At 69.6% G+C, this 25,056-nt stretch carries 20 protein-coding genes; 13 read left to right on the top strand and 7 right to left on the bottom strand.

Features of this window, described 5'->3' with window-relative positions; genetic code table 11:
- Positions 1-62 precede the first annotated feature (62 nt).
- Complete coding sequence (mycP, locus tag H4W30_RS11395) at positions 63-1,349, bottom strand: type VII secretion-associated serine protease mycosin (RefSeq protein WP_225949284.1); 1,287 nt, start codon at positions 1,347-1,349, stop codon at positions 63-65.
- 115 nt (positions 1,350-1,464) lie between these two features.
- Between mycP and H4W30_RS11390 the strand changes: the two genes are divergently transcribed.
- The 4 genes from H4W30_RS11390 to H4W30_RS11375 are packed head-to-tail and all read left to right on the top strand — an operon-like array spanning position 1,465 to position 9,010.
- Positions 1,465-1,839 (top strand): YbaB/EbfC family nucleoid-associated protein, encoded by a 375-nt coding sequence (locus H4W30_RS11390; protein WP_318780583.1) that lies wholly within the window; start codon positions 1,465-1,467, stop codon positions 1,837-1,839.
- Positions 1,840-1,844: 5 nt separating this feature from the next.
- Positions 1,845-2,168, top strand: a complete 324-nt coding sequence (locus H4W30_RS11385; protein WP_192742817.1) for a hypothetical protein — start codon at positions 1,845-1,847, stop codon at positions 2,166-2,168.
- A 28-nt stretch (positions 2,169-2,196) separates the two neighbouring features.
- Entirely contained in the window at positions 2,197-8,547 is a 6,351-nt protein-coding gene (locus H4W30_RS11380) for a WXG100-like domain-containing protein (RefSeq protein WP_192742816.1), read from the top strand.
- On the top strand, positions 8,540-9,010 hold the full coding sequence (locus H4W30_RS11375; RefSeq protein ID WP_091599085.1) for a hypothetical protein: 471 nt from the start codon (positions 8,540-8,542) through the stop codon (positions 9,008-9,010). The genes H4W30_RS11380 and H4W30_RS11375 overlap by 8 nt, the downstream gene beginning before the upstream one ends.
- A 5-nt stretch (positions 9,011-9,015) precedes the next feature.
- Here the strand turns inward: H4W30_RS11375 and H4W30_RS11370 are convergent, their stop codons facing one another.
- On the bottom strand, positions 9,016-10,272 hold the full coding sequence (locus tag H4W30_RS11370) for a sensor histidine kinase (RefSeq protein ID WP_192742815.1): 1,257 nt from the start codon (positions 10,270-10,272) through the stop codon (positions 9,016-9,018).
- A complete protein-coding gene (locus H4W30_RS11365) occupies positions 10,269-10,934 on the bottom strand; it encodes a response regulator transcription factor (RefSeq protein ID WP_185927194.1) in 666 nt (221 codons plus the stop codon). Before H4W30_RS11365 ends, H4W30_RS11370 begins: the two co-directional genes overlap by 4 nt.
- 159 nt (positions 10,935-11,093) lie before the next feature.
- Between H4W30_RS11365 and H4W30_RS11360 the strand changes: the two genes are divergently transcribed.
- The 4 genes from H4W30_RS11360 (at position 11,094) to H4W30_RS11345 (ending at position 14,564) form a co-directional block, all read left to right on the top strand.
- On the top strand, positions 11,094-11,747 hold the full coding sequence (locus H4W30_RS11360) for a helix-turn-helix transcriptional regulator (RefSeq protein ID WP_192742814.1): 654 nt from the start codon (positions 11,094-11,096) through the stop codon (positions 11,745-11,747).
- Complete coding sequence (locus H4W30_RS11355; RefSeq protein ID WP_192742813.1) at positions 11,747-13,396, top strand: right-handed parallel beta-helix repeat-containing protein; 1,650 nt, start codon at positions 11,747-11,749, stop codon at positions 13,394-13,396. The genes H4W30_RS11360 and H4W30_RS11355 overlap by 1 nt, the downstream gene beginning before the upstream one ends.
- Before the next feature lie 9 nt (positions 13,397-13,405).
- Positions 13,406-14,068 carry a winged helix-turn-helix domain-containing protein gene (locus tag H4W30_RS11350; RefSeq protein WP_192742812.1) on the top strand — a complete coding sequence of 221 codons (663 nt, stop codon included), beginning with the start codon at positions 13,406-13,408 and terminating at the stop codon, positions 14,066-14,068.
- Between the two features lie 103 nt (positions 14,069-14,171).
- Positions 14,172-14,564: a hypothetical protein gene (locus H4W30_RS11345; RefSeq protein WP_192742811.1), complete on the top strand. Its 393-nt coding sequence runs from the start codon at positions 14,172-14,174 to the stop codon at positions 14,562-14,564.
- Between the two features lie 81 nt (positions 14,565-14,645).
- Here H4W30_RS11345 and H4W30_RS11340 read toward each other — a convergent pair whose 3' ends face one another.
- Positions 14,646-15,347, bottom strand: coding sequence for an IclR family transcriptional regulator (locus H4W30_RS11340; protein WP_007031477.1), 702 nt, complete (start codon positions 15,345-15,347; stop codon positions 14,646-14,648).
- A 79-nt stretch (positions 15,348-15,426) separates the two neighbouring features.
- Between H4W30_RS11340 and leuC the strand changes: the two genes are divergently transcribed.
- The 3 genes from leuC (at position 15,427) to H4W30_RS11325 (ending at position 18,416) form a co-directional block, all read left to right on the top strand.
- Entirely contained in the window at positions 15,427-16,845 is a 1,419-nt protein-coding gene (gene leuC / locus H4W30_RS11335; protein WP_192742810.1) for a 3-isopropylmalate dehydratase large subunit, read from the top strand.
- A gap of 49 nt (positions 16,846-16,894) precedes the next feature.
- On the top strand, positions 16,895-17,497 hold the full coding sequence (leuD, locus tag H4W30_RS11330; RefSeq protein WP_192742809.1) for a 3-isopropylmalate dehydratase small subunit: 603 nt from the start codon (positions 16,895-16,897) through the stop codon (positions 17,495-17,497).
- 253 nt (positions 17,498-17,750) lie between these two features.
- The gene (locus H4W30_RS11325) at positions 17,751-18,416 is read left to right on the top strand and encodes an HU family DNA-binding protein (RefSeq protein ID WP_192742808.1); all 666 of its coding nucleotides are present in this window, start codon (positions 17,751-17,753) and stop codon (positions 18,414-18,416) included.
- Positions 18,417-19,150: 734 nt separating this feature from the next.
- Here H4W30_RS11325 and H4W30_RS11320 read toward each other — a convergent pair.
- The 3 genes from H4W30_RS11320 to cofC all read right to left on the bottom strand — a co-directional run bounded on the left by H4W30_RS11320 (position 19,151) and on the right by cofC (position 23,070).
- On the bottom strand, positions 19,151-20,086 hold the full coding sequence (locus H4W30_RS11320) for an NUDIX hydrolase (RefSeq protein ID WP_192742807.1): 936 nt from the start codon (positions 20,084-20,086) through the stop codon (positions 19,151-19,153).
- Positions 20,083-22,374: an RNA degradosome polyphosphate kinase gene (locus H4W30_RS11315; protein WP_192742806.1), complete on the bottom strand. Its 2,292-nt coding sequence runs from the start codon at positions 22,372-22,374 to the stop codon at positions 20,083-20,085. The genes H4W30_RS11320 and H4W30_RS11315 overlap by 4 nt, the downstream gene beginning before the upstream one ends.
- Before the next feature lie 66 nt (positions 22,375-22,440).
- Positions 22,441-23,070 carry a 2-phospho-L-lactate guanylyltransferase gene (gene cofC, locus H4W30_RS11310; RefSeq protein WP_192742805.1) on the bottom strand — a complete coding sequence of 210 codons (630 nt, stop codon included), beginning with the start codon at positions 23,068-23,070 and terminating at the stop codon, positions 22,441-22,443.
- 57 nt (positions 23,071-23,127) lie between these two features.
- Between cofC and H4W30_RS11305 the strand changes: the two genes are divergently transcribed.
- Positions 23,128-23,871 carry a lysophospholipid acyltransferase family protein gene (locus H4W30_RS11305; RefSeq protein ID WP_192742804.1) on the top strand — a complete coding sequence of 248 codons (744 nt, stop codon included), beginning with the start codon at positions 23,128-23,130 and terminating at the stop codon, positions 23,869-23,871.
- Positions 23,871-24,884 (top strand): NAD(P)H-dependent glycerol-3-phosphate dehydrogenase, encoded by a 1,014-nt coding sequence (locus H4W30_RS11300; protein WP_185927144.1) that lies wholly within the window; start codon positions 23,871-23,873, stop codon positions 24,882-24,884. The genes H4W30_RS11305 and H4W30_RS11300 overlap by 1 nt, the downstream gene beginning before the upstream one ends.
- Positions 24,885-25,056 lie beyond the last annotated feature (172 nt).

Below are 25,056 nucleotides of genomic sequence, written 5' to 3'. Positions count from 1 at the left end.
CGACGAAACCGGTCGAAACGAAGCCCCGGCGCGAATCTCGCGCCGGGGCTTCGGTTTTCCGGTCATCTCCCGGAGATCAGGAAGATCTGTTCCGGCGGTTCGTCCACCTTCGGCTCAGCGGAGACGGGGGCCGCGAGGCCGGGCCGCCAGCCGCGACGGCGACCGCGTGGAAGCACCAGTGCCACGAGTGCGGCGAGCACGATCGCGCCGCATACCGCGGCGGTGAGCCATTTCGCCACGGTGCCCGTCTCTTCGCGCGCGGCGATCAGATCGAGCTGTGCCTGGTCCGGTGGCGCGGGGACGAACGCGGGCAAGGTGGCCGGGTTCGCCGTGTCCAGCCCATCGGTGACCGCCCGGTAGGGATCGACCAGGCCGGCGCCGAACGCCGGGCTGCCGAGGCCGCCGCGCGCCGGGTTCGCGGTCGCCATCAGCCGGCGCGCCACCTCCGGGGCGGACAGTCTGGGCCAGGCCGATCTGACCAGGGCGGCGGTACCGGAAACGAAAGGCGCGGCATAGCTCGTGCCGTCGGCGTACGCGTGCCCGCCCGCTCGTGTCGGGGCCAGCACCTTGGCGCCCGGCGCGACGAGGTCCACGTACCGGCCGATCTGGGAGCCGGACATCCTCGCCCCGTCGATATCGACGGCGCCGACGCCGAGAACCCCGTCGTAGGCGGCGGGAAAGGAGGGGATCTCGGAAGCCGTGTCGCGCTGCGTGTTGCCCGCGGCGGCGACCACGAGCGCGTCCCTGGCCACGGCGTGCGCGACCGCGTCCCGGATGACGGCGAAATCCTCGTGCCCGGCGAGGGACAGGTTGATCACCTTGGCGCCCTGGTCGGCGGCGTAGCGGATTCCGTTGGCGACCACCTGGGGATCGATCCGCAGGGACTCGCCCTGGCTGCCGACGTCACGGTCGCTGATCCGCACCGGCAGGATCTCCGCGTCCGGTGCGATCCCGTGGAAACCGATACCGGCCACCGGATCGGCGGCGATGATCCCCGCGACCCCGGTGCCGTGCGACACACAGTCGAACGTTCCCGGCAGCGAACCGGCGAGGTAGAAGTCCCGGCCCGCGCGCACCTTGCCCGGCCTGGCCAACTGTGGGTGGTCGGCGTCGACCCCGGAGTCGACCACCGCCACCAGCACTCCCGCGCCGCGGTTGTACGGCCAAACGCGTTGGGGAGCAAGAGATTGCTGAGCCCACGGCTGGACGGGAACCGCCGCTCGCGCGGGTTCCGGGTCCCGGCAGGCACCGGGCGGCGGTGCCGCGTGCGCCGTCCCCGCACCGGCGAAGGACTGAACGGCCGTCGCGGCCACCACGGCGGCGACGGCGGACATCCGGAGTCGTCTCATTCCGCCATCGTCGATCCGGTCATGAGCCGGAACGACGCGGTGGCCGCAAGCGGCCACCGCGTCGTTCGCGCTCGGTCCGGAGGCAAGACTGGCCGTAAGCGATCTAGGAGGGGCCGTGGAAGCGCTGTTTCCGGGGGCGGACATGTACGCCGACTACGAACGGCTTGCCGAGGACGTCCGGACGATGCAGGAACGGATGGCCGGGATCCGCGCCACCGCGGATTCCGGCGACGGGTTGATCAGTGTGACGGTCGGCGGCGCGGGTGAGCTGATCGAGCTGTGGCTGGACCCTCGTGTCTACCGGACCTTGGATTCGGCCGCGCTGGCCGAGAGCATCACCGAGACCATGCACCGGGCGGCGGCCGAGTCTCAGGAGAAGGGGCTGGCCATCGCCGCGGGCTTCCTGCCGGAGGGGGCGACTGCGGAGGGAACGGACCTGCGGTTCGGGCCGTTGCTGCACCGGCTCGACGAGCGCGCCGGCGGGCGGTGAGCGGCGTGGCGACGGACCGCAACGGTGATGGCCGGATCGACATCTACCTCGAGGAGACGAGGCGGGAACTGGACGCGCTGAGTGCCGCGGGGTCCGGCTTCCAGACGAAGTGGGCGCCTTTGCGCGGCACGATCGAAGAGCTCACGAAGCAACTGGGCGGCGGGAAGATGGGGGAAATGTTCCAGGACTGCAAGACCAACACCCCTCTCTTGCTCAAGAGCGCCGATTCCGTGTCGGTGAACTACGGGAACGTGGCGACCAACGGAAGAACCGGCGCGAACGTCTACGAGGACGGTCAGACCGAGGCGACCCAGATCCTCGGAAGCTGAGCGGGCGAAGACGATGTCCCATCCCTCCGTGAATCTCCCGTTCTCGGGCGTCGGCGAGGCGGCCGCCGGTGTCGGCGGCACTCTGTGGGATTGGACCGTCAGCGCGTGGAACGCGGCAGGCGGGGTCGTCGACGACATCTGGCCGCCCGACGATCCGGACACGGCCAAAGCGCTGGGCGACGCTTGGATCGCGGGGGCGGACGCCCTCGACTTGGCGGTGGGGGCCGCCGCCCGGGCGGGCGAGCGGATCAAGGAGACCTGGCCGGACGCCAACGGCTACGACATGTACGCCCTCATCCGTGAGGTCAACAAGGGCCAGTACGGAGGCGGCAGCGAAGGCTACGAGGACCTCGCCGCCAGCATGCGCCGGATCGGGGAGTTCTGCCACCAGTACGGCGAGCAGGTCGCGCGGGCGCGGAATCAGATCCGATCGGAACTGATCCACGCGGCGGTGGACTTCGCCCTGATGTTCGCCATTCCCGGCGGGCCGTGGCTGTTCGCGTCCAGGATGGCGCTCCGGCTCGCGAGCCTGGTCAAGATCGCGAGCCTGGGGGGCCGCCTCGGCAACTGGGCGGCCAAGGCCGGGAAGGTCGTGATGATCCCGATCAAGGAGGCGGGAGACGAGGTACTCACGAACGGTATCGAGCAGGGCCTCAACATCTCGCAGGGGTATCAGGACGGCTTCAACGTCAAGGAGAGCTTCACCAACGCCGTCGCGGGAGCGGTCGGCGCACCGGTGAGCGCCGTGGTCGGAACGCCAGGTGCGTTGCTCGGCAAGGGGATCCGCAAGACCGACGTCGGCAAGAACGCGCTGGACAACCCGGTCGGCAAACACGTTTCGACCGCCGTGAGCTCCTTCACCACGAACGCGATCTCCTCACCGATCTCCAGCTACGCGGCGGAGAACATGGTGAACGGGAACTGGGGCGCGCTGGACGACGTGTCCGGTTACCAGAAGTCGATCAAGGAGAACTGGCTCACCTCGGGGGCGATCGGCCCCATTCGGGGAAACGCTCACCTCGCCGGTGTGCAGGCGCACAACGCGGTCTTCGGTCAGGACGTCTCCACCGGACCGGGAGAAGTGGCGAAGACCGGGAACCCGCCCGGTGGTCCGACTCCGCCTTCGGCCATGGCTCCGGAAACCGCCGCGGTCGGTGTGGGACAGGGTGCCTCCGCCGCGGTCGCGGGGGAATCCGGTGCATCGCAGGCGACCGGCGCGGGCCAGGAGGCCGGTGCTCACCCCGGTGCCTCGACTTCGACGGGAGCCTCGTCGACAGGTTCCGATTCAGCCGCGGCGACGGGACCCGGCAGGGGCGCGGATGCTTTCAGCGGTGGTGAAAACCGGGCGGACACCGACACTTCATCGAGCGATCGGAGCGCCAGTACGGCAGCGTCGAGCCACTCGTCCTCGGCTTCAGCCGTGGAGCACACGTCCCGAAGCGGTACGAGTACGCCGGCGCAGACATCGGTGTCGTCCACGACGCCTGATTCGGCACAGTCCGGTGCTGGGCAAGCCTCGTCCGGGCACGGGGCCTCGACGCCCGCGGCTTCCACCCAGGCGACGGCCCAACCCGGTCATGCCCAAGCTTCGGGCGCCACCGCTCAACCGGGTCCGGCCCAGGGCGGATCGAGCCAGAGCACTTCCGCACCGGCCAATCCGGCGCAGCCGGGCCCTGCCAACGTTCCGGGAAGGACTCCGCACGCGAAGCCGACGGAGGGTGAACCGAACCGGTCCGAGCCGGGGACGGAGCCCGGCCAGGACGGGGAGACCACGCCGTCGGAAGTCCCGTCCGAGCCCGCGCCCGACGTACCCGTACTGCCCGCCGAGGTTCCCGACGAGCAGGGGCCACCGGACGACCCTGACGGTCCCGCCGAAGGTGATCCGGCGGAACCGGCGACTCCGGGGGAAGAGCCTGTCCTTCCCTCAGCACCGGTTTTCGTCCCGGCGTCGTCCCCGCGAGCGTCCGGCGGGAAGAACGGCCCGTTGCGGAACGAAAACGAGGAAACACCACCGGAGAATCCCGATGACCTGTCGCCCGAGGTGGAGGAGGCGTGGGACGGTCTGCCGCCGGACGTCCAGGAAGCCGTCCGCGAGGCCGGCCCGGCAGTCGCGGGCAGGAAACTGGAAGGCCTGCTCAAAAGTGTTCTCGCGCAACTGATTCCTCGCGACCGGACCACCCGTCCGCTCGAAGAGCAGCTCAAGGCCCTGTATGCCGAACAGATCCGGGCCATGCTGGCGAACCGGGCGACCGGGATGTCGCAGGTGACACCGCTGGAGGTGTTCACCGCCCGGGCCGGCGCCGCGATCCGCGAAGTGGCCGCGAAGAAGCCGCGTCCGTATGGCCGGGCGGTGGCCGAAACCGAGTTGCGGAAGCTCGGTGGGCTCAGCGCCGAGCTGACGGAGACCGCCGAAGCCGAGGGCAAGAACGCCGAATTGCCGCTGACGCTGGAAACCCACCTCCGCAAGATCCTCGATCATCTGGCCGTCAACGGGGTACCGGGTCTCGACAAGATCGGCGAAAGCGTCCGCAAGCATCTGCAGCGTGCCCTCGGCCTGCTGGCCGAGGGCGCCCCGGCGACCCGGGAACAGCTGAACGGTGACCAAGCGAATCTCACCGGCCTCGAAGGCGAGCTCCGGGTGGCTCTCGCCCTCACCGAGCTCACCCCGGACCAGCTCGCCGAGTTGGGCTTGACCGGCCTGCGGGTCACCGGGCTCGGCATCAAGACCAGTGACACCGACATCGATGTCCACGGAGTGCTCGAGGACAGCGCACACGAGGGAAACCCCGTCGAGGTCCGGTTCGAAGTCAAGAACGTCGGTGCGAACAGCGAAACGTCGATCGTCAAGCAGATCGAAAAGCACCGGCGGGACGCGGGCCCCGATGCGCTGGTCATCGCCGTGTTCAGCAACGAACTGACCGGCGAGGTCGACGGCGCGATCGCCGCCGGTGCCGACGCCGTCCTCCAGTGGAACGGCCTGCGGTTCACCGTCGTCGCCCGGCGGGATCCGGACGGACCGTCCGCCGCCGCCTCCCCGAATCCGCCAGGTCCCCAGGGGTTGCCACCCGCCGCTTCAGGGAATCCGCTGCCCGACGAAACCCGTGCCGGGCAAGAGGATCCGGAGGCCATCCGTCGGGCGATGGAGGCGGAGACCGCCGGCGCGATCTCGCTCCGGCGGCGGTTCCTCATGGGAGTGCTCATCGCCGTCCGGCTCCTCGGCCTGCCCAACACGATCGACAGCGCCATGGAGACCAAACCGCCCAAGAGCGGCCCGGTGGAACTGATCCGCAAACGTCATGAAGAAGAGGCGGACCCGGACCAGTCCGGTAAGCCGGGCCCTCCACCGGACGATCCCGAGAACCCACCATGGCGAGGCCGAGCTCGGTTCACCCTGGGCACCGGCGACGTGGACGTCGACATGTCGCCACCCGCGGGGCCGCCGAGCAACCCTCCCGGACCACCGCCGGGGCCGCCGGTGCAACCCTCCTCGCACGCGGAGCGGTTCTACCACCCGGGCAATCCGGCCCGGCAAGAGCATCCGTTGCCCCAGCACCCGTTCACGCGGAGCCAGTTGCTCCTCAGTCTCCGCAGCGAGACCGCGCTCCGCACGCTGATGGCCGAGGCGGGCTTGGCGTGGAACGACTTGCGCCTGATCCTGCTCGAACAAGGTTTGCTGCCCGCCGATTCGCGGCCGGTCCGCGTCCGCGACGTCGCCAGAATCCTGGAGGCCCACTGGGTTCGCTCGCGAATCCGGTCCGCGTTGCAGGAGACCGCCGACCACGCCGCCCGCGAATTCGCGAAGCTCGCGGAAGGGCTCGTTCCCGCCGAGTCCGAGCGGGCCCGCAAGATCGCCGAACACGTCAGGAACGGCTCGATGACCCCCGCGCTGAGGGGGATCTTCATCCAGCAGATCTTCGCAGAGGAGGTCGTCGCCAGGGAACAGGAGATCCTCGGCGACCACTTCGGACGGTTCCGGCTGCGCACCTCACCGTCGTATTCCCTCGACGGGCAGGGCCGTGCGCCGGGCGGACCGTCGCATTACTCCGGGTGGGTGGTCCCCAACCTCACGCTCGATTTCGTCGTGGACGGGCAGCCGGTGGTCGTGCACGCCTACGACCTCAACACCGGGCGCCGCACACCCGGCCGGGACCGGGTCCATCGCGGCAACACCTTCGCTCGCGGTCTCTTCGAGACGGAGACCCTGCGTCCGGGGGATCCGGCCGCGCCGCCGGGTGCCCTCCCGAGCCCATTGCCGGGGCCGTCGGGTGAGATTCCCGCGAGCCCGAACGAACCCGACGCGATCGAACGGGCGATGGAAGCGGCCAACGCCCCTGTGCTGTCCTCCGGGCGCCGCATCCTCATGGGGATCCTTCTCGCCGTGCGCCTCCTCGGAGTCCCGAACACGATCGACAGCGCCCTCGAGCTCAAACCGCCCAAGAGCGGGCCCTCCGACGTCATCCGGCCGCGGAACACCGACGAACAGGGCCCTCGCCGTCGTCGTCCGCAAGGTCTGCCACCCCGTGATCCGAACGGCCGGTACACGACCGCCCGGATCGATCCGGACACCGGGGAGATCACCTTCGGCGAGTCACCCGGCCCCGCATCGATGGGTGCGTCACGGCACGACGAAGTGGGCGGCTCACGGTGGATCGAAGCCCGGCGGAAGGTCGCCCCTGGGCCGTGGGACGGAGCCGTGGTCACCGGCGAGGGCGTTCTCTACGCGCCTGGCGGGATGTCGATCGGTGACGACATGACCACCCGTAACGCGCATATGCGGGTGATGATCGCCCAGCGCCCGGACGGCGCGCGAGCCTACGTGGTCACGTTGCACGGTAGCGGGAACGGCCACCCGATCCCCGGCCTCAGCCTGACCGTGGACAGCCGCCTGACCCAAGAGCAGATGCGGGCCATCGAAGAGATCTTCATGCTCAGCCCCGAGCAGGTGGCCGAGGCGACGCTGGCCAGTCCGTACTACACACCTGGGTGTCCGGTCCAGTTGAACTCCTGCCATTCCGGATCGTCCGGTTGGGCGCAACGGTACGCCGACGCGCTGGGTGCCGAAGTGATCGCGCCGATGGCGAGGCTGGACGTGATGCCGGACGGATCGTTGCGAGTGCACGGATTCCCCGGCGGCAAGGGGTGGGCCAGGTTCACGCCCGGTGCGTCGGCACCGGTCGAGGTGCCGGCGCCGGGCAACCTGCCGTCGGCGGAATCCGGGCCGGAGAGCGCGGGTACGCCCAGTTCCCTGGACGCGGTGATCAACCCCGGCCGGGACGAAACGGCGGAATTCCTCGGTCGCGCCGACGTCCAAGACGCGCTGCGGCGGGGAAACGAGATCAGCGGGCGGGACCCGGACTCGCGGATCAAGGTCGACGGTGTCCCATTCCACATCGGCGACGCGATCGCCAGGCTGCTGCCACGACATCCGGAGTTCGTGGAAACGCTTCTCCGGACACCGTTCCTGCTGAACTCCCTGCTGGCCAGGCCGCAGACGCTGGGAAATGTGCTCCAATACCCGGAGGCGGTCGAGATCGTCCTGGAATCACTGGCCGAACTGGAAGCCAGGGGCGCGGAGGACATTCTCCGCGAACACCGGGAGACACCGCGGCCCGGTCCGATCGAGCTGACCGATTTCCAGCGGCAGGCCGTGGAGGACGCGGTGTCCGGGATTCCCGAGCAGGACCGGCGGGTACAGCCTGGCCAGTTCGGTTACGCCCCACCCTCCGGTTCGACGCCGGCGCAGCTCCGGGCCTATCAGAACGAGTTCCTGTCCGGACTGGAGGCGTCGTGGCGCTCGAACCAGGACGAGTTGAACGAACTGGCGGACTGGCTGGCGGCGGAGGCGGGCGGGATCGCCAAATACCGGGACAAGGTCAAGAGCCGGGTGCGCGCGTTGGACAAGCTGGCGAAGGACGACGGCACGGGCTCCGTGCTGACCGACGTGGTCGGTGCCCTCGTGCGGTTCGACACCGTCGCCGACGTCTATCGGGCGCTGGCGATCCTGCATGCCCGGCTGGCCTCGGAGGGGTCGCCGATCAGCATCGTGTACCTGGAAGACCGCTTCGCCGGACCACAGAAGAGCGGCTACCGGGACATCCAGATGTCCGTACGCCTGTCGAGCGGTCATATCGCCGAATTCAGGCTGCATCTGAAGTCCATCGACGAGGTGGCACGCTACGAACACAGCCTCTACGAGGTGCGGCGGGACTTCGCGGCCGTGAGCAGGGAACAGGACCGCGCGGTGACTCCGGAGGAGACGGCGATCGAAGCACTGATACTCAGGCGTGAACGGGAACTGTTCCAGGAGGCGACGAACCGGGGCATGACCGCGGACGACGAAGACGGCCGCGAAGACGACGAAGGGAAAGACCGTGAGTGAGAACCCGCTGGCGGACGAACTGCCGATGTTCTTCCGCTACCACGGCTTGACCTACCGGGTCGACGGAACTCCGGAGGGTGGCCTGACCGGTCATCTTCTCAACCTGAGGACCGGACGGATCGACGAGGACGCCTCGCATGTCCACGAGGTGCTGTTCGCCATGGGAGAGGACGTCACGGTGCTGGACGAGGCCGGCTACGTCGAACTCACCGAGATCAAGCGTTCACGGGCACTTCGCGGTGACGGGCCGATCTTCGCGCTCTACGACGCCATCCAGGCCGTCTACGACAAGGCGAGGGAGGAGTCGCGGCGCCTCGAACCGGAGGAACACGCCCTCCTCCGCTCGATGTGGACGCGGACCTTCGCCCTTTGGGCGCAGGAATTCGCGCGTCGCGACGCGGGAGAACCGCCCTCATTCGAGTTCCGGTCGCTGCTGGGAGGTACCGCCGTCGAACCGGGTTAGCGCGCTCAGTTCGGGCTGACCGGGAACCGCAGTTCGAAGATCGCGCCGCCCTCGTCCGCGTTGTACACCGCGAGCGTGCCTCCGTGCGCCTGCGCGACCCATCGCACGATCGACAGCCCCAGCCCGGAAGACCCGCCGGTGCTGGCGAACCGGTCGAACGCCTCGCCCGCCAGCGCGGTGTCGATACCCGGGCCGTGGTCCGCGACGGTCACGGTGCCGCCGGCGACGGTCAGGTGCACGAACGCCTTCGAGCCCGGGTGGCGGCCGTAACGCATGGCGTTGTCGAGAAGGTTGCCGATCGCCCGTTGCAGCAGCGCGGGGTCGGCGTTGACCTTGGTGGGCGCGGCGGTGACGGTGACTTCGGCGCCGTCGGTCGCGGTGTCCTCGACGATGCCCACCACCAGCTGATCGAGCCAGATCGGCTGGATGCTCAGCTGTTCCACGCCGGCGGCCAGCCGGGCGCGGACGAGGAGGTCGTCGATGATCCCGCCCATTCTCGCGGCGAGGCGGACGGTGCGCGGCAGGAGTTCCGCCGACTGCGCGGGGTTGGCCATCGCGGTTTCGGCGAGCGCGCGCAGGGCGGCGACCGGGGTGCGGAGGTCGTGCGCGGTTTCGGCGAGCAGGACCTCCTGCTGCTGCAGGGCTGCGGCCGCGGGGCGGATCGAGCGCCCGGACAGCAGGTGCCCCGCGAAGCCCAGGATCGCCACCAGCAGCACGGTGCCGCCGATCACCAGCAGCGTGAATGTGGTGTGCGCGGAATCCTCGGCCTCGGTGGACTGCACCGCGACGACGGCCGCGAAGGTCTTGCCGTCACCGTCGCGCAGCGGTTCGGCGCGGACCTTGACCAGGTCGCCGTTCGACGCCTTTTGATGCCCCTGCACCAGCTTGCCGGTCTTCACCGCTTCGGTGGCGAGCCCGTTCAGCAGTTGCATGCTCATCGGGACGCAGTTCGCCCGCGAAAAATGCGGCTGGAACGCGGGCGCCCCGCCGGGCAGGATCGCGAACTGGGGGCAGCGGTCGTTCAGCACGTCGGTGTTGACCAGGCCGAACCCGATGGTGCCGTCCTCGTAGGCGACCTGCCTGCTGACCGACGAGGTGACCTGGGTCAGCGCGGCGTCGATCCGTTCCTCGCCCTGGTCACTGTCCTCGGCGATGAGCAGCCACGCGAAGACGACCAGCCCGAGGGTGTTCATCACGGTGAACAACGCGGTCAGCGTCCAGCGCAGCCTGCGCAGCCGATCGGCCGAGGAATGGGTGTTCACCGCGAGCCCAGCCGGTAGCCGAGGCCTCGGACGGCGTGGATCAGTTCGGGTTCCTTCAGCTTGCGGCGCAACCGCTTCACCACCACATCGACCACATTGGACATCGGATCGGCCTGCGCGTCCCAGCAGTGCTCGATCAGGTCGGCCCGCTGCACCGGCAGGCCCGCCCTGGTCAGCAGGTATTCGAGCACCGCGTACTCCTTGTTGGTCAAGGTGAGCAGCACGCCCGCCCGGCGCACCTCGCGCCGCGCGCAGTCCATCACCAGGTCTTCGTGGTGCAGCACCGAGGGCCGGTCGAAGGCCGACCGGTGACACAGGTTGGCCACCCGCTCCGTCAGTTCGGCCATCACGAACGGCTTCACGAGGTAGTCGTCGCCGCCGTGCTCGAACCCGGCCACGCGGTCGGCGAGCGCGTCGCGGGCGGTGAGGAACAGCACGGGCGCGCGCCAGCCCAGCTGCCGTCGCATGTGGACGTACTCGATGGCGTCGCCGTCGGGCAGCATCCGGTCGAGCACCACGCAGTCGTGGTGGGTTCCGCGCAGCAGCCGGTCCGCGGTCGCGATGTCACCGGCCTCGTCGACGGCGTAGCCGGCCGCGCGGAGCTGCGTGACCAGCGCGAGCCGCAGATTCTCGTCGTCTTCGACGACCATCACCCGTGTCATCAAAACCTCATGTTCGGACAGCGAAAGTAGACGCATGCAGTTCCCGGTGCCCCTGAACGCTAACGCGTCGGGTGCCCGCGGCCGCCCCGGCGGCGGGGAACTGGCATGAACAGGACGTCGTCGGCGGCACCGCGCCGGGGGAAGAGGGAGGTACCTGCGATGACCGTGCAGACCGGCCAGCTCAGCCTGGTCACGGGAACGGGCCCGGGCAGCGACCGGGCGGGGCTCGGCGAGCTGCTCGCGGAAGCGACGGGCGAGGTGCTCGTCATGAGCACGGGAACGGACACCGCGTTCCAGCGGATCGCGCTCGGAGGCGTGCGCCCCGGCGTGCGGCACAAGGTGCTCTTCCCCGATTCCGCGCGGATGTCCGGCGCGCTCAACCGCATGTCGCGGGCCGGCGCCGAGGTGCGGACCGACGCCGAGGTCCCGATGGACGCGCTGGTGATCGACCGGACCTCGGTCGTGCTCCCGGCGGAGGGCAGGCAGGCCGGTTCCGCGGTGTTCCGGCTGCCCGGCGTGGTCACCGCGACGGTCGGGCTGTTCGAGCGGATCTGGCAGGCCGCCGCCCCGCTCGTCCCGCTGGATCTCCCGGACGACGGGAACGCCTCGATCCTGACCTGCCGCGAGCAGGAGCTGCTGACGCTGCTCTTCTCCGGCACCACCGACGAATCCGCCGCCGCCCGCCTCGGTGTCTCGGTGCGCACGGTGCGCCGGATGGTCGCCGACATCATGAACCGGCTCGGCGCCCGCAGCCGGTTCCAGGCCGGCGCCAAGGCCGTCGACCGCGGCTGGCTGATGGCGAAGGCGGGCTGATGACGACCTCGACTCCCGGCCGGGTCCTGCTGGTGGCCCGGCGGCCGGGCGCGTACCCGACCATCGGCGATGCTTTGACGGAGGCGTCCGACGGCGCCGTCATCACCATCGCGGGCGGTGAATACGCGGAAACCGTCGAGCTGTCCGGCCTCCGGGTGACCTTGGCCGCGGCGGACGGCGCCACCGTCGTCGTCGACGGCCGGGGCGCGGAACGGCCCGTTTTCCGCGTCACCGGCGGAGCGCTCGTCCTCGAAGGGATCGAAGTCCTGGCGGGCGCCGCGTCCGCGATCCAGGCCGACGACACGGAACTCGCGGTCCGGGACTGCACCGTCTCCGGCGGGCGCGGCCCGGCGATCGCGATCCGCGGCACGACGGCGTTCACCGTGAGCGGGTGCGTGATCTCGGGGGCGGAGCAGGGAATCCTCGTCGACGGCTCGCCAGGGCGGATCGAGGACACCACCGTCGAAGACGTGACGGGCGACGGCATCACCCTCGGGCAGGGCGCCGATCCGGTCGTGCTCCGCTGCACGGTCACCGGTTGCGGGCTGAGGGGAATCTACGTCTACCAGTACGCGCGGCCGGTCGTCGAAGGCTGCACCGTCTCGCACACCGGTCACGAAGGCATCGCCGTCGCGCACCACGGTGTGCCGATCCTCAAGCGCTGCACGGTCACCGACACCCGGGGCCCGGGGATCGCCTTCGCGTCCGGTTGCGGTGGCGAGATCTCCGGTTGCCGGGTCTCGAACACCGCGGAGCCCGGTATCGCGATCGCCGAAGGGGCGACGCCGACGATCGGTGACACCGCGGACCCCGGCGCCGTGGGGGACGACGCGCTGGACGAGATGCTCGCCGAACTCGACGGGATGATCGGCCTTCCCGGCGTCAAGGAAGAGGTCCGCTCGCTGGTCGACGAGTTGCAGGTCAACGAATGGCGCCGCCGGGCCGGGCTGCCGGTCGGCGCCGCCGGGCACCATCTGATCTTCGCGGGCGCGCCAGGCACCGGGAAGACGACGGTCGCGCGGATCTACGGCAAACTCCTGAAGGCGCTGGGAGTCCTGCCGGTCGGCCAGTTCCGGGAGGTCTCCCGCCGGGATCTCGTCGGCCAGTACATCGGGCACACCGCGGAGAAGACCGCGACGGTGTTCGAGGAGGCCAAGGGCGGCGTCCTGTTCATCGACGAGGCGTACACGCTCACCCGGCTCGCCGGCTCCGGCGGCGATTTCGGCCAGGAGGCCATCGACACCCTGGTGCCGTTGATGGAGGAACATCGCGACGAGGTTGCGGTGATCGTGGCCGGGTACACCGGCGAGATGGTCGACTTCCTCGCCGCCAACCCCGGTCTCGCGTCCCGCTTCGGCAAGACGATCGAGTTCGAGAACTACAGCCCGGACGAACTGCTGGCCATCTTCGGGCGGATGGCGTCCGCCGGGGACTACGAACTCGATCCCGCCGCCGGCCCGGTGCTGACCGGCCACTTCCGGCGTGTTTCCGGCGACGTCAACTTCGGCAACGCGCGGGACGCGCGCCTGCTGTTCGAGAAGGCGCGCACGGCTCAGTCGCAACGTTTGCGGCTGCTGGGCCGGATGCCCGCGATCGAAGAACTGCGTGGGTTGCACGTGGCCGACGTGGAGGCGGCCATCGCGCGATAACGTGGTGATGTGCGGGTGCTGGTGACCGAGGACGACGAAAACTTGCGGGTGGCGCTGGAATTCGCGCTGCGCGGGGACGGGTTCGCGGTGGACACCGCCGCCGACCTGCCCGGCGCGGACGAGGCGCTGATGGTGAACGCCTACGACTGCGCGGTGTTCGACCGGATGCTGCCTTCGGGTGACGCGCTGGCCTATGTGCGCAACCGGCGCGGCGCCGGATGGCCGCTGCCCGTGCTGTTCCTGACCGCGCGGGACAGCGTCGCCGACCGGATCGACGGCCTGCGCGTCGGCGGCGGTGACTACCTGGTCAAACCCTTCGCGATGCCGGAACTGATCGCGCGGGTGCGCAGCCTGTGCCGCCGCGACATGGCCGGGCAGGCGGCGGTCCTGCGGTGCGCCGACGTCGAACTCGACACCGGCAGGCACCAGATCTCGCGGGCGGGCGTGCTGCTCACCGTGACGCGCAAGGAGTATCTCGTCATGGAGCGGCTGATGGCCGCGACCGGGCGGCCGGTCTCCCGGCGGGAACTGATCCGCTACGCGTGGGACGAGATGGCGGATCCGGCGTCCAACGTGCTGGACGTCGTGATCGCGCGGCTGCGGCGGAAACTCAAGGACCCGCCGCTGATCCACACCGTGCGGGGATCGGGTTACCGGATGGCGCCGCTCTGACCCCGGCTCGAACCACCCCCGAACGAGACCATCGCCACTCCGTCCGTCCCGGATGTGCCATGCTCGACAGCGCACGAGGCGGCGAAACCGAGAGGTGACGAGGGTGTCCATCTGGGCAGGCGTGATCAATTTCGTCCGGGCGCGGTACGAGGTGCTCGAAGAGCGGGGGGACTGGCTCCGGTTCCGGGTCGACACCGGCGACGGACGCGGCCAGCAGGTGTCCTTGCACCACCTGCCCGACCACGACGGCGCGGAGTGGGTGGAGATCTCGTCTCCGGTCGGCTGGGCGGACAAGATCGATCTGCGGCGCCTGCTCGAACTGGCGGGCGGGGATTCGGTCGGCGGCGCGGCGGTGGTCGACGGTGTCGCGCTGCTCAAGCACACGATCCCGCTGGTCGACCTGAACCTGGTCGACGAGTTCGAGCACCCGCTGAAGGCGCTCGTCACGCGCGCCGACACCTTCGAACACGAGCTGACGAAGGCCGACGAGTTCTGATAGGACCCTCCGGAAGTACGTGAAGGCCCCCTTCATTGCGCTAGACGCAGTGAAGGGGGCCTTCACGTACTTCGAAAAGGCTCAGAGACGCTCCTGGAGCGCGTCGGCGGCGGCGAGGAGGTCCGCCGCCCAGCGCGCCCCCGGTTTACGCCCTATCCGTTCGATGGGCCCGGAAACCGACACCGCGGCGACCACGGTGCCCGTCGAATCCCGTACCGGCGCCGAGACACTCGCCACACCGGGCTCCCGCTCGGCCACGCTCTGGGCCCAGCCGCGGCGGCGGACTTCGAGCAGGGTGCGCTCCCCGTAGACCGCCTCGGTGAGGATCGTGCGCTGGGTGTGCGGATCCGACCACGCGGCGAGCACTTTCGCGCCGGAGCCCGCGGTCATCGGCAGCCGTGAACCGATCGGCACCGTGTCACGTAGCCCGCTCGGCGGCTCCGCGGTCGAAACGCAGACGCGCTGGACGCCGTCGCGGCGGTACAGCTGAACACTTTCGCCGGTGATGTCGCGCAATTTCGGCAGCACCGAACTCGCCGCGTCGAGCAGCGGGTCGGTCGAACCGCCCGCCAGTTCCGCGAGCGCGGTACCCGGACGCCAGCGCCCGTCGGGGCCGCGGCGCAACAGGCGATGCACTTCGAGGCCGACCGCGAGCCGATGCGCCGTCGCGCGCGGCAGACCGGTCCGCGTGCACAGTTCCGCCAGGCCACAAGGATCTTCGGCCACGGCCTGAAGCACGGCCACGGCCTTGTCGAGTACTCCGATACCGCTATGCTGTCCCACAAGCCGATACTATCTTCCCGAAGTTTGAGATGTCCAGATGGTGGGAAGTACCGATTTCACCGCATGTGAGGAGCCGGAAATGCCCCGGACACTGGCCGAGAAAGTGTGGGAGTCGCACCTGGTGCGGCGCGGCGAGGGGGCCGAGCCCGACCTGCTCTACATCGATCTCCACCTGCTGCACGAGGTCACCAGCCCACAGGCGTTCGACGGACTCCGCCTGGCGGGCCGGAAACTGCGCCGCCCCGACCTCACCATCGCGACCGAGGACCACAACGTCCCGACGATCGACATCGAGCTGCCGATCGCGGATCCCGTGTCCCGCACCCAGGTCGACACCCTTCGCGCCAACTGCGCGGAGTTCGGCGTCCGGCTGCACCCGATGGGCGACGCCGAGCAGGGCATCGTGCACGTCATCGGCCCGCAGCTGGGCCTGACCCAGCCGGGGATGACCGTGGTGTGCGGCGACAGTCACACCTCGACGCACGGTGCCTTCGGCGCCATGGCGTTCGGCATCGGCACCTCCGAGGTCGAACACGTGATGGCCACGCAGACCCTGCCGCTCCGTCCATTCAAGACGATGGCGATCACGGTCGACGGCTCGCTGCGGCCCGGCGTCACGGCGAAGGACATCATCCTCGCGGTGATCGCGAAGATCGGCACCGGCGGCGGCCAGGGCTACGTCCTCGAGTACCGCGGCGAGGCCATCGAAAAGCTGTCGATGGAAGCCCGGATGACGGTGTGCAACATGTCCATCGAAGCCGGCGCGCGCGCCGGGCTCATCGCGCCGGACGAGACGACGTTCGAGTATCTGAAGGGCCGCCCGCACGCTCCGCAGGGCGCCGACTGGGACGCCGCCGTCGAGAACTGGCGCGAACTCCGCACCGACGACGACGCCGTCTTCGACGCCGAGGTGCGCCTGAACGCCGACGAGCTCACGCCTTTCGTGACCTGGGGCACGAACCCGGGCCAGGGTCTCCCGCTGGGCGCCGAGGTGCCCGACCCGGAGCGCATCGGCGACGAGAACGAGCGCATCGCCGCTGAGAAGGCCCTGTCCTATATGGACCTGAAGCCGGGCACGCCGCTGCGCGAGATCGCGGTGGACACCGTCTTCCTCGGCTCGTGCACGAACGGCCGGATCGAGGATCTGAGGGCCGCCGCGGACGTCCTGCGCGGGCACAAGGTCGCCGATTCGGTCCGGATGCTCGTCGTCCCCGGCTCGATGCGCGTCCGCCAGGCGGCGGAAGCCGAAGGGCTGGACCGGGTCTTCACCGAAGCGGGCGCGGAATGGCGTCAGGCGGGCTGCTCGATGTGCCTCGGCATGAACCCGGATCAGCTCAAGCCGGGCGAGCGCAGCGCGTCGACCTCGAACCGCAACTTCGAAGGCAGGCAGGGCAAGGGCGGCCGGACGCATCTGGTCTCGCCGCTCGTGGCGGCCGCCACGGCCGTGCGGGGCACGCTGTCCAGCCCCGAAGACCTGCAGCCCGCCGCCGCCCGCTGACGGCGCTGACGGCACTGACATCGCTGACATCCGCGAAGGAGTTCCCAACATGGACGCGTTCACCCACCACGCCGGCGTCGGGGTCCCGCTGCGCAGGTCCAACGTGGACACTGACCAGATCATCCCGGCGGTCTACCTCAAGCGCGTGAGCCGCACCGGCTTCGAGGACGGGCTCTTCGCCGCCTGGCGGTCCGACGAGTCGTTCATCCTCAACCAAGAGCCGTTCAAGAACGGGTCGGTCCTGGTCGCGGGCCCGGACTTCGGCACCGGCTCGTCCCGCGAGCACGCGGTGTGGGCCTTGATGGACTACGGATTCCGGGTCGTCATCTCCTCCCGGTTCGCGGACATCTTCCGCGGCAACTCGGGCAAGCAGGGCCTCGTCGCCGCTCAGGTCGAGCAGGCGGACGTCGAACTGCTGTGGAAGCTGCTCGAAAACGAGCCCGGGACGGAGGTCACGGTGGACCTCGAGTCGAAGACGGTACGAGCCAAGGACTTCACCGCGCCCTTCCAGATCGACGACTACACCCGCTGGCGGCTCCTCGAAGGGCTCGACGACATCGCCCTGACGCTCCGCCACGCGGAGGAGATCGACACTTTCGAGACCCAGCGCCCCTCCTGGAAGCCGGTGACCCTCCCGGCCGCCTCCTCCTAGGGCAGGCTGAAGGGGGCGGATTCCCTTGCTGAGCAGGGAATCCGCACCCCGGCCGGGGTCCTCCACGACAGCCCCGAAACCACACCGAACGGCACCTCGAGAGGCCCTGAAGGGGTCCCTCGGGAGGCGGAACAGCCCCCGAGACAAGGGAAATTTCCGCGCGTCGTTTGGAATTTGTGCTGCATTGGTAATACCGTGTGCGCTAAGTCGGCCGACGGGGCCGTGTACAAGTAGTTCTTCTTGGAGGACTGGAATGGCCAACAAGGCCCAGCTGATCGAGGCGCTGTCGGAGCGCCTGGGCGACAAGAAGGTCGCGTCGGAGGCCGTCGATGGCCTTGTCGACATCATCATCCGGACGGTCAACAAGGGCGAGAAGGTGAACATCACCGGCTTCGGTGTGTTCGAGAAGCGCGCCCGCGCCGCCCGCACCGCGCGGAACCCGCGCACCGGTGAGACCGTTCGCGTCAAGAAGACCAACGTGCCCGCGTTCCGCGCCGGCACGACCTTCAAGGACGTCATCAGTGGTTCGAAGAAGCTGCCGAAGGCCACCGCTGTGAAGCGCGCGACCGCCGGCACCTCCACCCGTGCCACCACCACCCGCGCGACGACGACCCGGACGGCCGCCAGCCGCCCGGCCGCGACGCGTTCCACGACCACGCGGACCCGCGCCGCCGCCACGACGACGCGTGCCGCCGCGAAGCCGGCCGCCAAGGCGACCGCGACCAAGACGGCGGCCAAGACGACCGCCACCAAGGCCGCGCCGAAGACCGCCGCCAAGGCGACGACTCGCGCCACCACGGCCAAGAAGGCGACCGCCACCAAGGCCGCCGCGAAGCCGGCCGCCAAGGCGACCGCCGCCAAGGCTCCCGCGAAGAAGGCTCCGGCCAAGCGGACTTCGGCTGCCGCGAAGAAGAAGTAAGCTCCCTCCTCAGGAGAGAGCCAACGGCAGGGCCCCGCGCACGGCGCGGGGCCCTGCCGCATTTCCAGGACCACCCTAGGAAGCCCTGTGTTGCCCTGACACGCTCGCTTGCGGGTCACTGGGGATCTTGGGCCGCTACGGATCCGCGGCCGCTCAGTGGCGTGTGTGACGCGATTCTCGCGGTGGTGGGCGGAGTTTCGGAAAAGAATCCGCTTCGACCGGGGTTTCCGCTGTCACCCCGATGGACGCGCCTTCCGGTGGGTGGCTCCACAGTGGAGCGATGAGGGCGGGTCCGCGTCGACACAGCCGGAGTAGGCGCGTCACCCACGTGGGGGAGCGGTGCTTCGGATTTCCTTGAGGGGCCAAGGCTGACGCGGGGGTTGCGAAAGCCACTTTCGCAACATGGGGGCGGTGGGCTCGGCTGAGGCTGGGCGCGCGGCCGTGGCATGTCGCGAAAGCCCTTTTCGCACCGTGAGGGGGTGCCGTGGCGTGGTTGCGAAAGCCACTTTCGCAACCTTCAACGTTGTGAAAGCCACTTTCGCAACCAACCCGGCGCGCGCCCCCGAGCATGTCCCGAAAGCCACTTTCGCGACACCAGACGTCTCGAACGTGGCTTTCGCGACACCCCACGGCGCGCAGATACCCCCAGCCAGTCCTCAAATGCCCCTGTAGCGCGTGAAGGCCCCCTTCCCTCGGCTGAGCCGAGGGAAGGGGCCTTCACGCGCGTTGAAGCCTCAGGGATGCGCGGGAGCCGGCGTGGGCAAAGGCGACGCGAAATAGTCCGCGGCCACCAGCACCGGCCCGTCCTGTTCGGTCGGGGGCCGGAACGACAGCACCCAGAATGACCCCTTCTTCGACGGCACCACACCGCCGCGCGCCGCGGTCAGGTCGACACCGTCGCGGTCGGCCAGCGCGCTGACGACGTCCGGGATCACCCCGCCCTGACTGGAGATCACCGGCGTCCCGCCGTCGCCGACGATGGCCAGCAGCCGCGCGACACCGAGCACCGGGTCCGGCCAGTAGCCCTCTTCCGACAGCAGCGGCTCGTGCCGGATCTCGACGCCGAGGTCTTCGGCGAGCCCGTTCACCGTCTGGACGCAACGAAGGCGCGGCGCCGAAAGGACCCTGCCGGGCGCGTAGAGCCGCAGCAGCGAACGCAGCGCTTCGGCCTGGCGCTGGCCCGCGTCCGACAGCGGCCGGAGGTCGTCGTCGCCGTTCCACTCGTCGCGTTTACCCGCTTTGGCGTGCCGCACCAGGATCACCGTGGCGAGTTCGGGCGGCAGCGCGGAGAACTCGCGCAGCACCCGGACGTCCTCGGGCCGCGTCAGCAGTTTCTCCGCCGCCTCGGCGTCGAGCCAGCGCAGCTCGTCGACTTCCTCGTTCGGCGCGAAGGCACCGGAGACGGCGTGCGCGGAGAAGTAGTCGACGGTCTTCGGCGCTCCCGCGACGGTGTATTCGGTCCGGACCAGATACCGGCCGAGGACCGCCTCGAAGCCGGTCTCCTCTTCGATCTCCCGGACCGCCGCGCCCGCGATGGTCTCGCCCGGATCCAGCTTTCCCTTCGGCAGCGACCAATCGTCGTAGCGTGGCCGGTGGACCAGCGCGACCTCGATCCGGTCCCCCTCCCGGCGCCAGAGAACGGCTCCCGCCGCCCGGATGACCCCGCTCATCCCGCCGCCCCGTGCCGCTTCGCCAGCTCGACCTGGTGGTCGCGGACGTCGTCGCCCGACGCGGGGGACGGGGACCACTCGCCGGTCGAGTTCAGCACCCAGCACCGGGTCGAGGGATGCAGCGCGGATTCGAAGATGTAGTCCAGCTGCGCGGTCAGCTTCGGGTCCTTGACCCGCACCAGCGCCTCGATCCGGCGGTCGAGGTTGCGGTGCATCATGTCCGCGCTGCCGATCCACCGCGTGCCGCCCGCGAGGAAGGTGAAGACGCGCGAGTGTTCCAGGAAGCGGCCGAGGATGGACCGCACGTGGATGTTCTCGCTCAGTCCCTCCACACCCGGTTTCAGCGAACAGATCCCGCGAACCACGATGTCGACCGGGACCCCTGCCTGGGAAGCGTGGTACAGCGCGTCGATCACCTGCTCGTCGACGAGCGAGTTGCATTTGATCCGGATCCCGGCGGTCTGGCCGGCGCGGGCGAGTTCGATCTCCTCGCCGATCGCGCGCACGATGCCGCGGCGGATCCCGTGCGGCGACGTGAGGATGTTGCGGTAGGTGTCCTGGCGGGAGTACCCGGTCAGCACGTTGAACAGATCCGTCAGATCCGCGCCGATCGTCGGGTCGGCGGTCAGGATGCCGAGGTCCTCGTACAGGCGCGCGGTCTTCGGGTTGTAGTTGCCGGTGCCGATATGGCAGTAGCGGCGGATGGTCGAACCCTCCTGGCGCACCACCATCGACACCTTGCAGTGCGTCTTCAGCCCGACGAGCCCGTAGACCACGTGCACGCCCGCGCGTTCCAGCGTGCGGGCCCAGGTGATGTTGGCCTGTTCGTCGAACCGCGCCTTGATCTCGACCAGCGCGACGACCTGCTTGCCGGCCTCGGCGGCGTCGATCAGCGCGTCGACGATCGGGGAGTCGCCGGAGGTGCGGTACAGCGTCTGCTTGATCGCCAGCACCTTGTCGTCCGCGGCCGCCTGTTCGATGAACCGCTGGACGCTGGTGGAGAACGAGTCGTACGGGTGGTGCACGAGGACGTCGCCCTCGCGCAGCGTCGCGAACACCGACTTCGGCGTCTCGCGCTCACCGAACGCCGGATGCGTGGCGGGAACGAAAGGGCGGTCCTTGAGTTCCTTGCGGTCGACACCCGACAACTGGTGCAGACAGGTGAGATCCAGCAGACCGGGGACCTCGACGACGTCGCGCGGGTCGACCTCCAGTTCGCGCAGCAGCAGTTCGAGCATGTGCTCGCTCATGTCCTGCGCCACTTCGAGCCGCACCGGCGGGCCGAACCGGCGCTGGGCGAGTTCGCGTTCCAGCGCCTGGAGAAGATCCTCGTCCCGGTCCTCTTCGACCTCGAAGTCCGCGTTGCGGGTGACCCGGAACGCGTGGTGCTCGGTGACCTCCATCCCGGTGAACAGCTCGCCGAGGTGGGCGGCGATCAGTTCCTCCAGCGGAAGGAACGTCGCGGTGCGGCTCTCCCGCGGCTGCTGCTCGATCCGCATCAGGCGCGGCACGTTGCTCGGCACCTTGACCCGCGCGAACCGCTCCGTGCCTGCTTCGGGGTCCCGGACGGTGATGGCCAGGTTGAGCGAAAGGCCGGAGATGTAGGGGAACGGGTGCGCGGGATCCACGGCCAGCGGTGTGAGCACCGGGAAGATCTGCTCGCTGAAGTAGTTGGACAGCCGGAGCTGGTCGGCGCCGGTCAGGTCGTTCCAGCCGACGATGAGGATGTCCTCCTCGGCCAGCTGCGGCCGCAGGTGCAGCTCGAAGGCGTTCGTGTGCCGCTCGACCAGGTCCTGGTTGCGTTTGGCGATGTAGGCCAGCTGCTCGCGCGGGGTGAGCCCGTCCGCGCTGCGGACCGGGAGGCCGGTCTCGTCGCGGCGCTTCAGCCCCGCGACCCGCACCATGTAGAACTCGTCCAAATTGGACGCGAAGATCGCCAGGAACTTGGCGCGTTCGAGCAGCGGCTGCGACTCGTCCTCGGCCAGCGCGAGCACGCGCGCGTTGAAATCCTGCCAGGACAGCTCGCGGTTGAAGTACCGGTCGTCGGGCAGGGATTCGACGGCGGTGGGCGCCGACGTCACCGCGGGCGGCGCGGCGGGCAGCGCGCGGAACTCCTGTGCCGGACGGCTCGCCGAACCGCCGCGCGTCGCGCGGACGGCCGTGCGCGGGGCCGGGCTGCTGTTCTTTCTCCTGGCGGGTTTCGCCGTGCCGCTGTCCGGCTCCGGTTTCGCGGCGGAGGTCTTCCGCTTCCTTGCCGAGTTCGGGGTGCCGCCGTCGTTTGTGCTCACGGCTTCATTGTTCACCACTCGGGGCGATTATGTGCGCCGCGCACGGGTCGCCAGGGTGAACTCTCGTCACATCGCCACGCAGGGTGTTCCCAACAGCGTTGAAGTGCGCTTTCCGGTACCGAGGGTGCGAACGTGAGCGAGATCATCCGCGGTGTCCACGTCGGCCCGGAGCGATTCCGCGGCGATCGTGAGCGGGGTCGCACCGGACGCGGTGTGCGCCCGCGCGGAACCCTCGCCGAACCGGGGTGCCAGCGCGTTGCCCGCCCCCGCGAGCAGCAGGGTCGTGCCCGTTCCCTGCCGGTCCGCGACGAACGCCCGTTGTCCGGCGGCCTCGGCGAGGGCGGCGGTGAGGTCTTCGGTTCGCAGCGCGGGCAGGTCGGCCTGCAACGCGCCGACGAGACCGGACGGCCTGTCCCGGCGCAGCAGTTCCTCGCCGTGGCGCAGGGCCGAGTTCAATCCGCCGCGCGACGGTTCGGTGACGATTTCGACGCCCAGTTCGGTGAGATCCGCCACCGACGCCGGGTCGGCGGCGACCACCAGCACCCGGCGGACCCCGTCCGCCGAGGTCGCCGCGGACAACGTGTCGTAGGCCAGCGCCAGCACCAGTTCGGCGTGCCGCTCGGGCACGACCGCGCCGCGAAGCCGCGACTTGCCCTCCGCCGGGCGTTTCATCGGCACGATCAGGTCCACATCCACATCTCACTTCTTACCCGACCCTCCCTGGACCGCGCTCGTACGCGCGCGGCAGGATCAGTGGCCTGGGACGACACGTGTGACTTCGAGGAGGACGAATTGGCCCGGCGTGAGAAGGGCGGCATCTGGGTGGGCATCGCCGCCGCACTGTTCTACCCGGCGACGGCCATCGGCAAGCGGGTCTACCGCAACGCCGAGCGGATCCCCCGCGAAGGTGGCGCGCTGCTCCTGCTCAACCACGTGTCCCACATGGACCCGGCGGTGGACGCGGTGTTCGTGCACCGCCAGAAGCGGGTGCCGCGGTTCCTCGGCAAGGAGAGCCTGACCAGGGCTCCGCTCTTCGGCAAGATCTTCGTCGGAGCCGGCCAGATCCCCGTCTCGCGCGGTTCGGCCGCCGCCGGTGACAGCCTCAAGGCCGCCCACCAGGCGTTGCGTGACGGCAAGGTCGTCGTGATCTATCCGGAAGGGACGATCAGCAAGGACCCGGACGGCTGGCCGAAGAAGCCGTTCACCGGTGCCGCGCGGCTCGCGCTGGAGACCGACGTGCCGGTGATCCCGATCGCCCGCTGGGGCACGAACCACATCTTCAACGGCTACACGAAGAAGTTCACCCCGTTCCCGCGCAAGACGATCACGCATCTGGTCGGCGAGCCGATGGATCTCTCCGCCTACAAGAACGGTTCGACCCGCAGCGCGTCCAAGCTGCGCGAGGTCACCGACCTGATGATGACCGAGATCACCGCGCTGCTCGCGGAGATCCGCCAGGAGGAACCGCCCGCGAAGAAGCCGGAGGACGACGCCTGATGGCCGAGGTCCAGCGGGTGACCGTGCTCGGCGCCGGATCCTGGGGGACGGCGTTCGCGAAGGTGCTCGGCGACGCCGGACGTGACGTGACCATCTGGGCCCGTCGGCCCGAGGTCGCGGCCGACATCCGGGAACGGCATCGCAATTCATCCTATTTACCCGATATCGAACTGCCGGAGCGGATCACCGCGACGGCGGATCCGGCCGAGGCCCTCGACGGCGCGCAGGCCGTGGTGCTCGCGGTGCCGAGCCAGACGTTGCGGACCAATCTGTCGGAGTGGTCCGGTCTGCTGCCCGCCGACGCGATCCTGGTGAGCCTCGCCAAGGGTGTCGAACTGGGCACGCTCAAGCGGATGAGCGAGGTCATCGCCGAGATCGCCCGCGTCGACGCCGGGCAGATCGTGGTCGTGTCCGGGCCGAACCTGGCGAAGGAGATCGCGCTGGGGCAGCCGGCGGCGGCGGTGCTGGCCTGCACCGACCACGACAACGCCAAGGCGATCCAGCGGGCGAGCTTCAACCAGTACTTCCGGCCGTACACCAACACCGACGTCGTCGGCTGTGAGCTGGGCGGGGCGTGCAAGAACGTCATCGCGCTCAGCTGCGGGATGGCGGCCGGGCTCGGGCTGGGCGCGAACACCGTGGCCACGCTGATCACCCGCGGGCTGGCCGAGATGGCCAGACTCGGCGCGAAACTGGGCGCCGACCCGCTGACCTTCGCCGGGCTCGCCGGCGTCGGCGACCTGGTGGCGACCTGCTCGTCGCCGTTGTCGCGCAACCGGACCTTCGGCGAACGGCTCGGCCGGGGCGAGACGCTGGAGCAGGCGCTCGCGGCCACCGGTGGCCAGGTCGCCGAGGGCGTCAAGTCGTGCACGTCGATCCGGGAACTCGCGATGGGCCTCGGTGTCGACATGCCGATCACCGACGCGATGCACCGCGTGTGCCACGAAGGCGTCGACCCGCGGCGTGCGGGAGCCGAGCTGCTCGGGCGGTCGCAGAAGCACGAGTGGTCCTGAGTAAGACCGCAATATCGCGACAGACCGGGGCGGATCCGTGTTGCGAGCATGGACGCCAGGTGCAGAACTCACGGTCCACGGTATGAGATCTGTTGACCGACGGGCTCCGCACTGGTTCGCTGGGCGCATGTTCGCACGTGGGATGACTGTGTCGCGGGGCCTCTCGGGTCTT

Source organism: Amycolatopsis roodepoortensis, assembly GCF_014873915.1.
In the GTDB taxonomy this organism is placed as follows: domain Bacteria; phylum Actinomycetota; class Actinomycetes; order Mycobacteriales; family Pseudonocardiaceae; genus Amycolatopsis; species Amycolatopsis roodepoortensis.
The sequence above is the reverse complement of the archived record's forward strand: the minus strand, read 5'-3'. Positions and strand labels throughout refer to the sequence as shown.

Excerpts from the sequence above, each read along its gene's own strand:
- H4W30_RS11320 (WP_192742807.1), bottom strand. The coding sequence starts at position 20,086 with ATGAGCGGGGTCATCCGGGCGGCGGGAGCCGTTCTCTGGCGCCGGGAG.
- H4W30_RS11325 (WP_192742808.1), top strand. The coding sequence starts at position 17,751 with ATGGCCAACAAGGCCCAGCTGATCGAGGCGCTGTCGGAGCGCCTGGGC.
- mycP (WP_225949284.1), bottom strand. The coding sequence starts at position 1,349 with ATGAGACGACTCCGGATGTCCGCCGTCGCCGCCGTGGTGGCCGCGACG.
- leuC (WP_192742810.1), top strand. The coding sequence starts at position 15,427 with ATGCCCCGGACACTGGCCGAGAAAGTGTGGGAGTCGCACCTGGTGCGG.
- leuD (WP_192742809.1), top strand. The coding sequence starts at position 16,895 with ATGGACGCGTTCACCCACCACGCCGGCGTCGGGGTCCCGCTGCGCAGG.
- H4W30_RS11365 (WP_185927194.1), bottom strand. The coding sequence starts at position 10,934 with ATGACACGGGTGATGGTCGTCGAAGACGACGAGAATCTGCGGCTCGCG.
- H4W30_RS11360 (WP_192742814.1), top strand. The coding sequence starts at position 11,094 with ATGACCGTGCAGACCGGCCAGCTCAGCCTGGTCACGGGAACGGGCCCG.
- H4W30_RS11355 (WP_192742813.1), top strand. The coding sequence starts at position 11,747 with ATGACGACCTCGACTCCCGGCCGGGTCCTGCTGGTGGCCCGGCGGCCG.
- H4W30_RS11300 (WP_185927144.1), top strand. The coding sequence starts at position 23,871 with ATGGCCGAGGTCCAGCGGGTGACCGTGCTCGGCGCCGGATCCTGGGGG.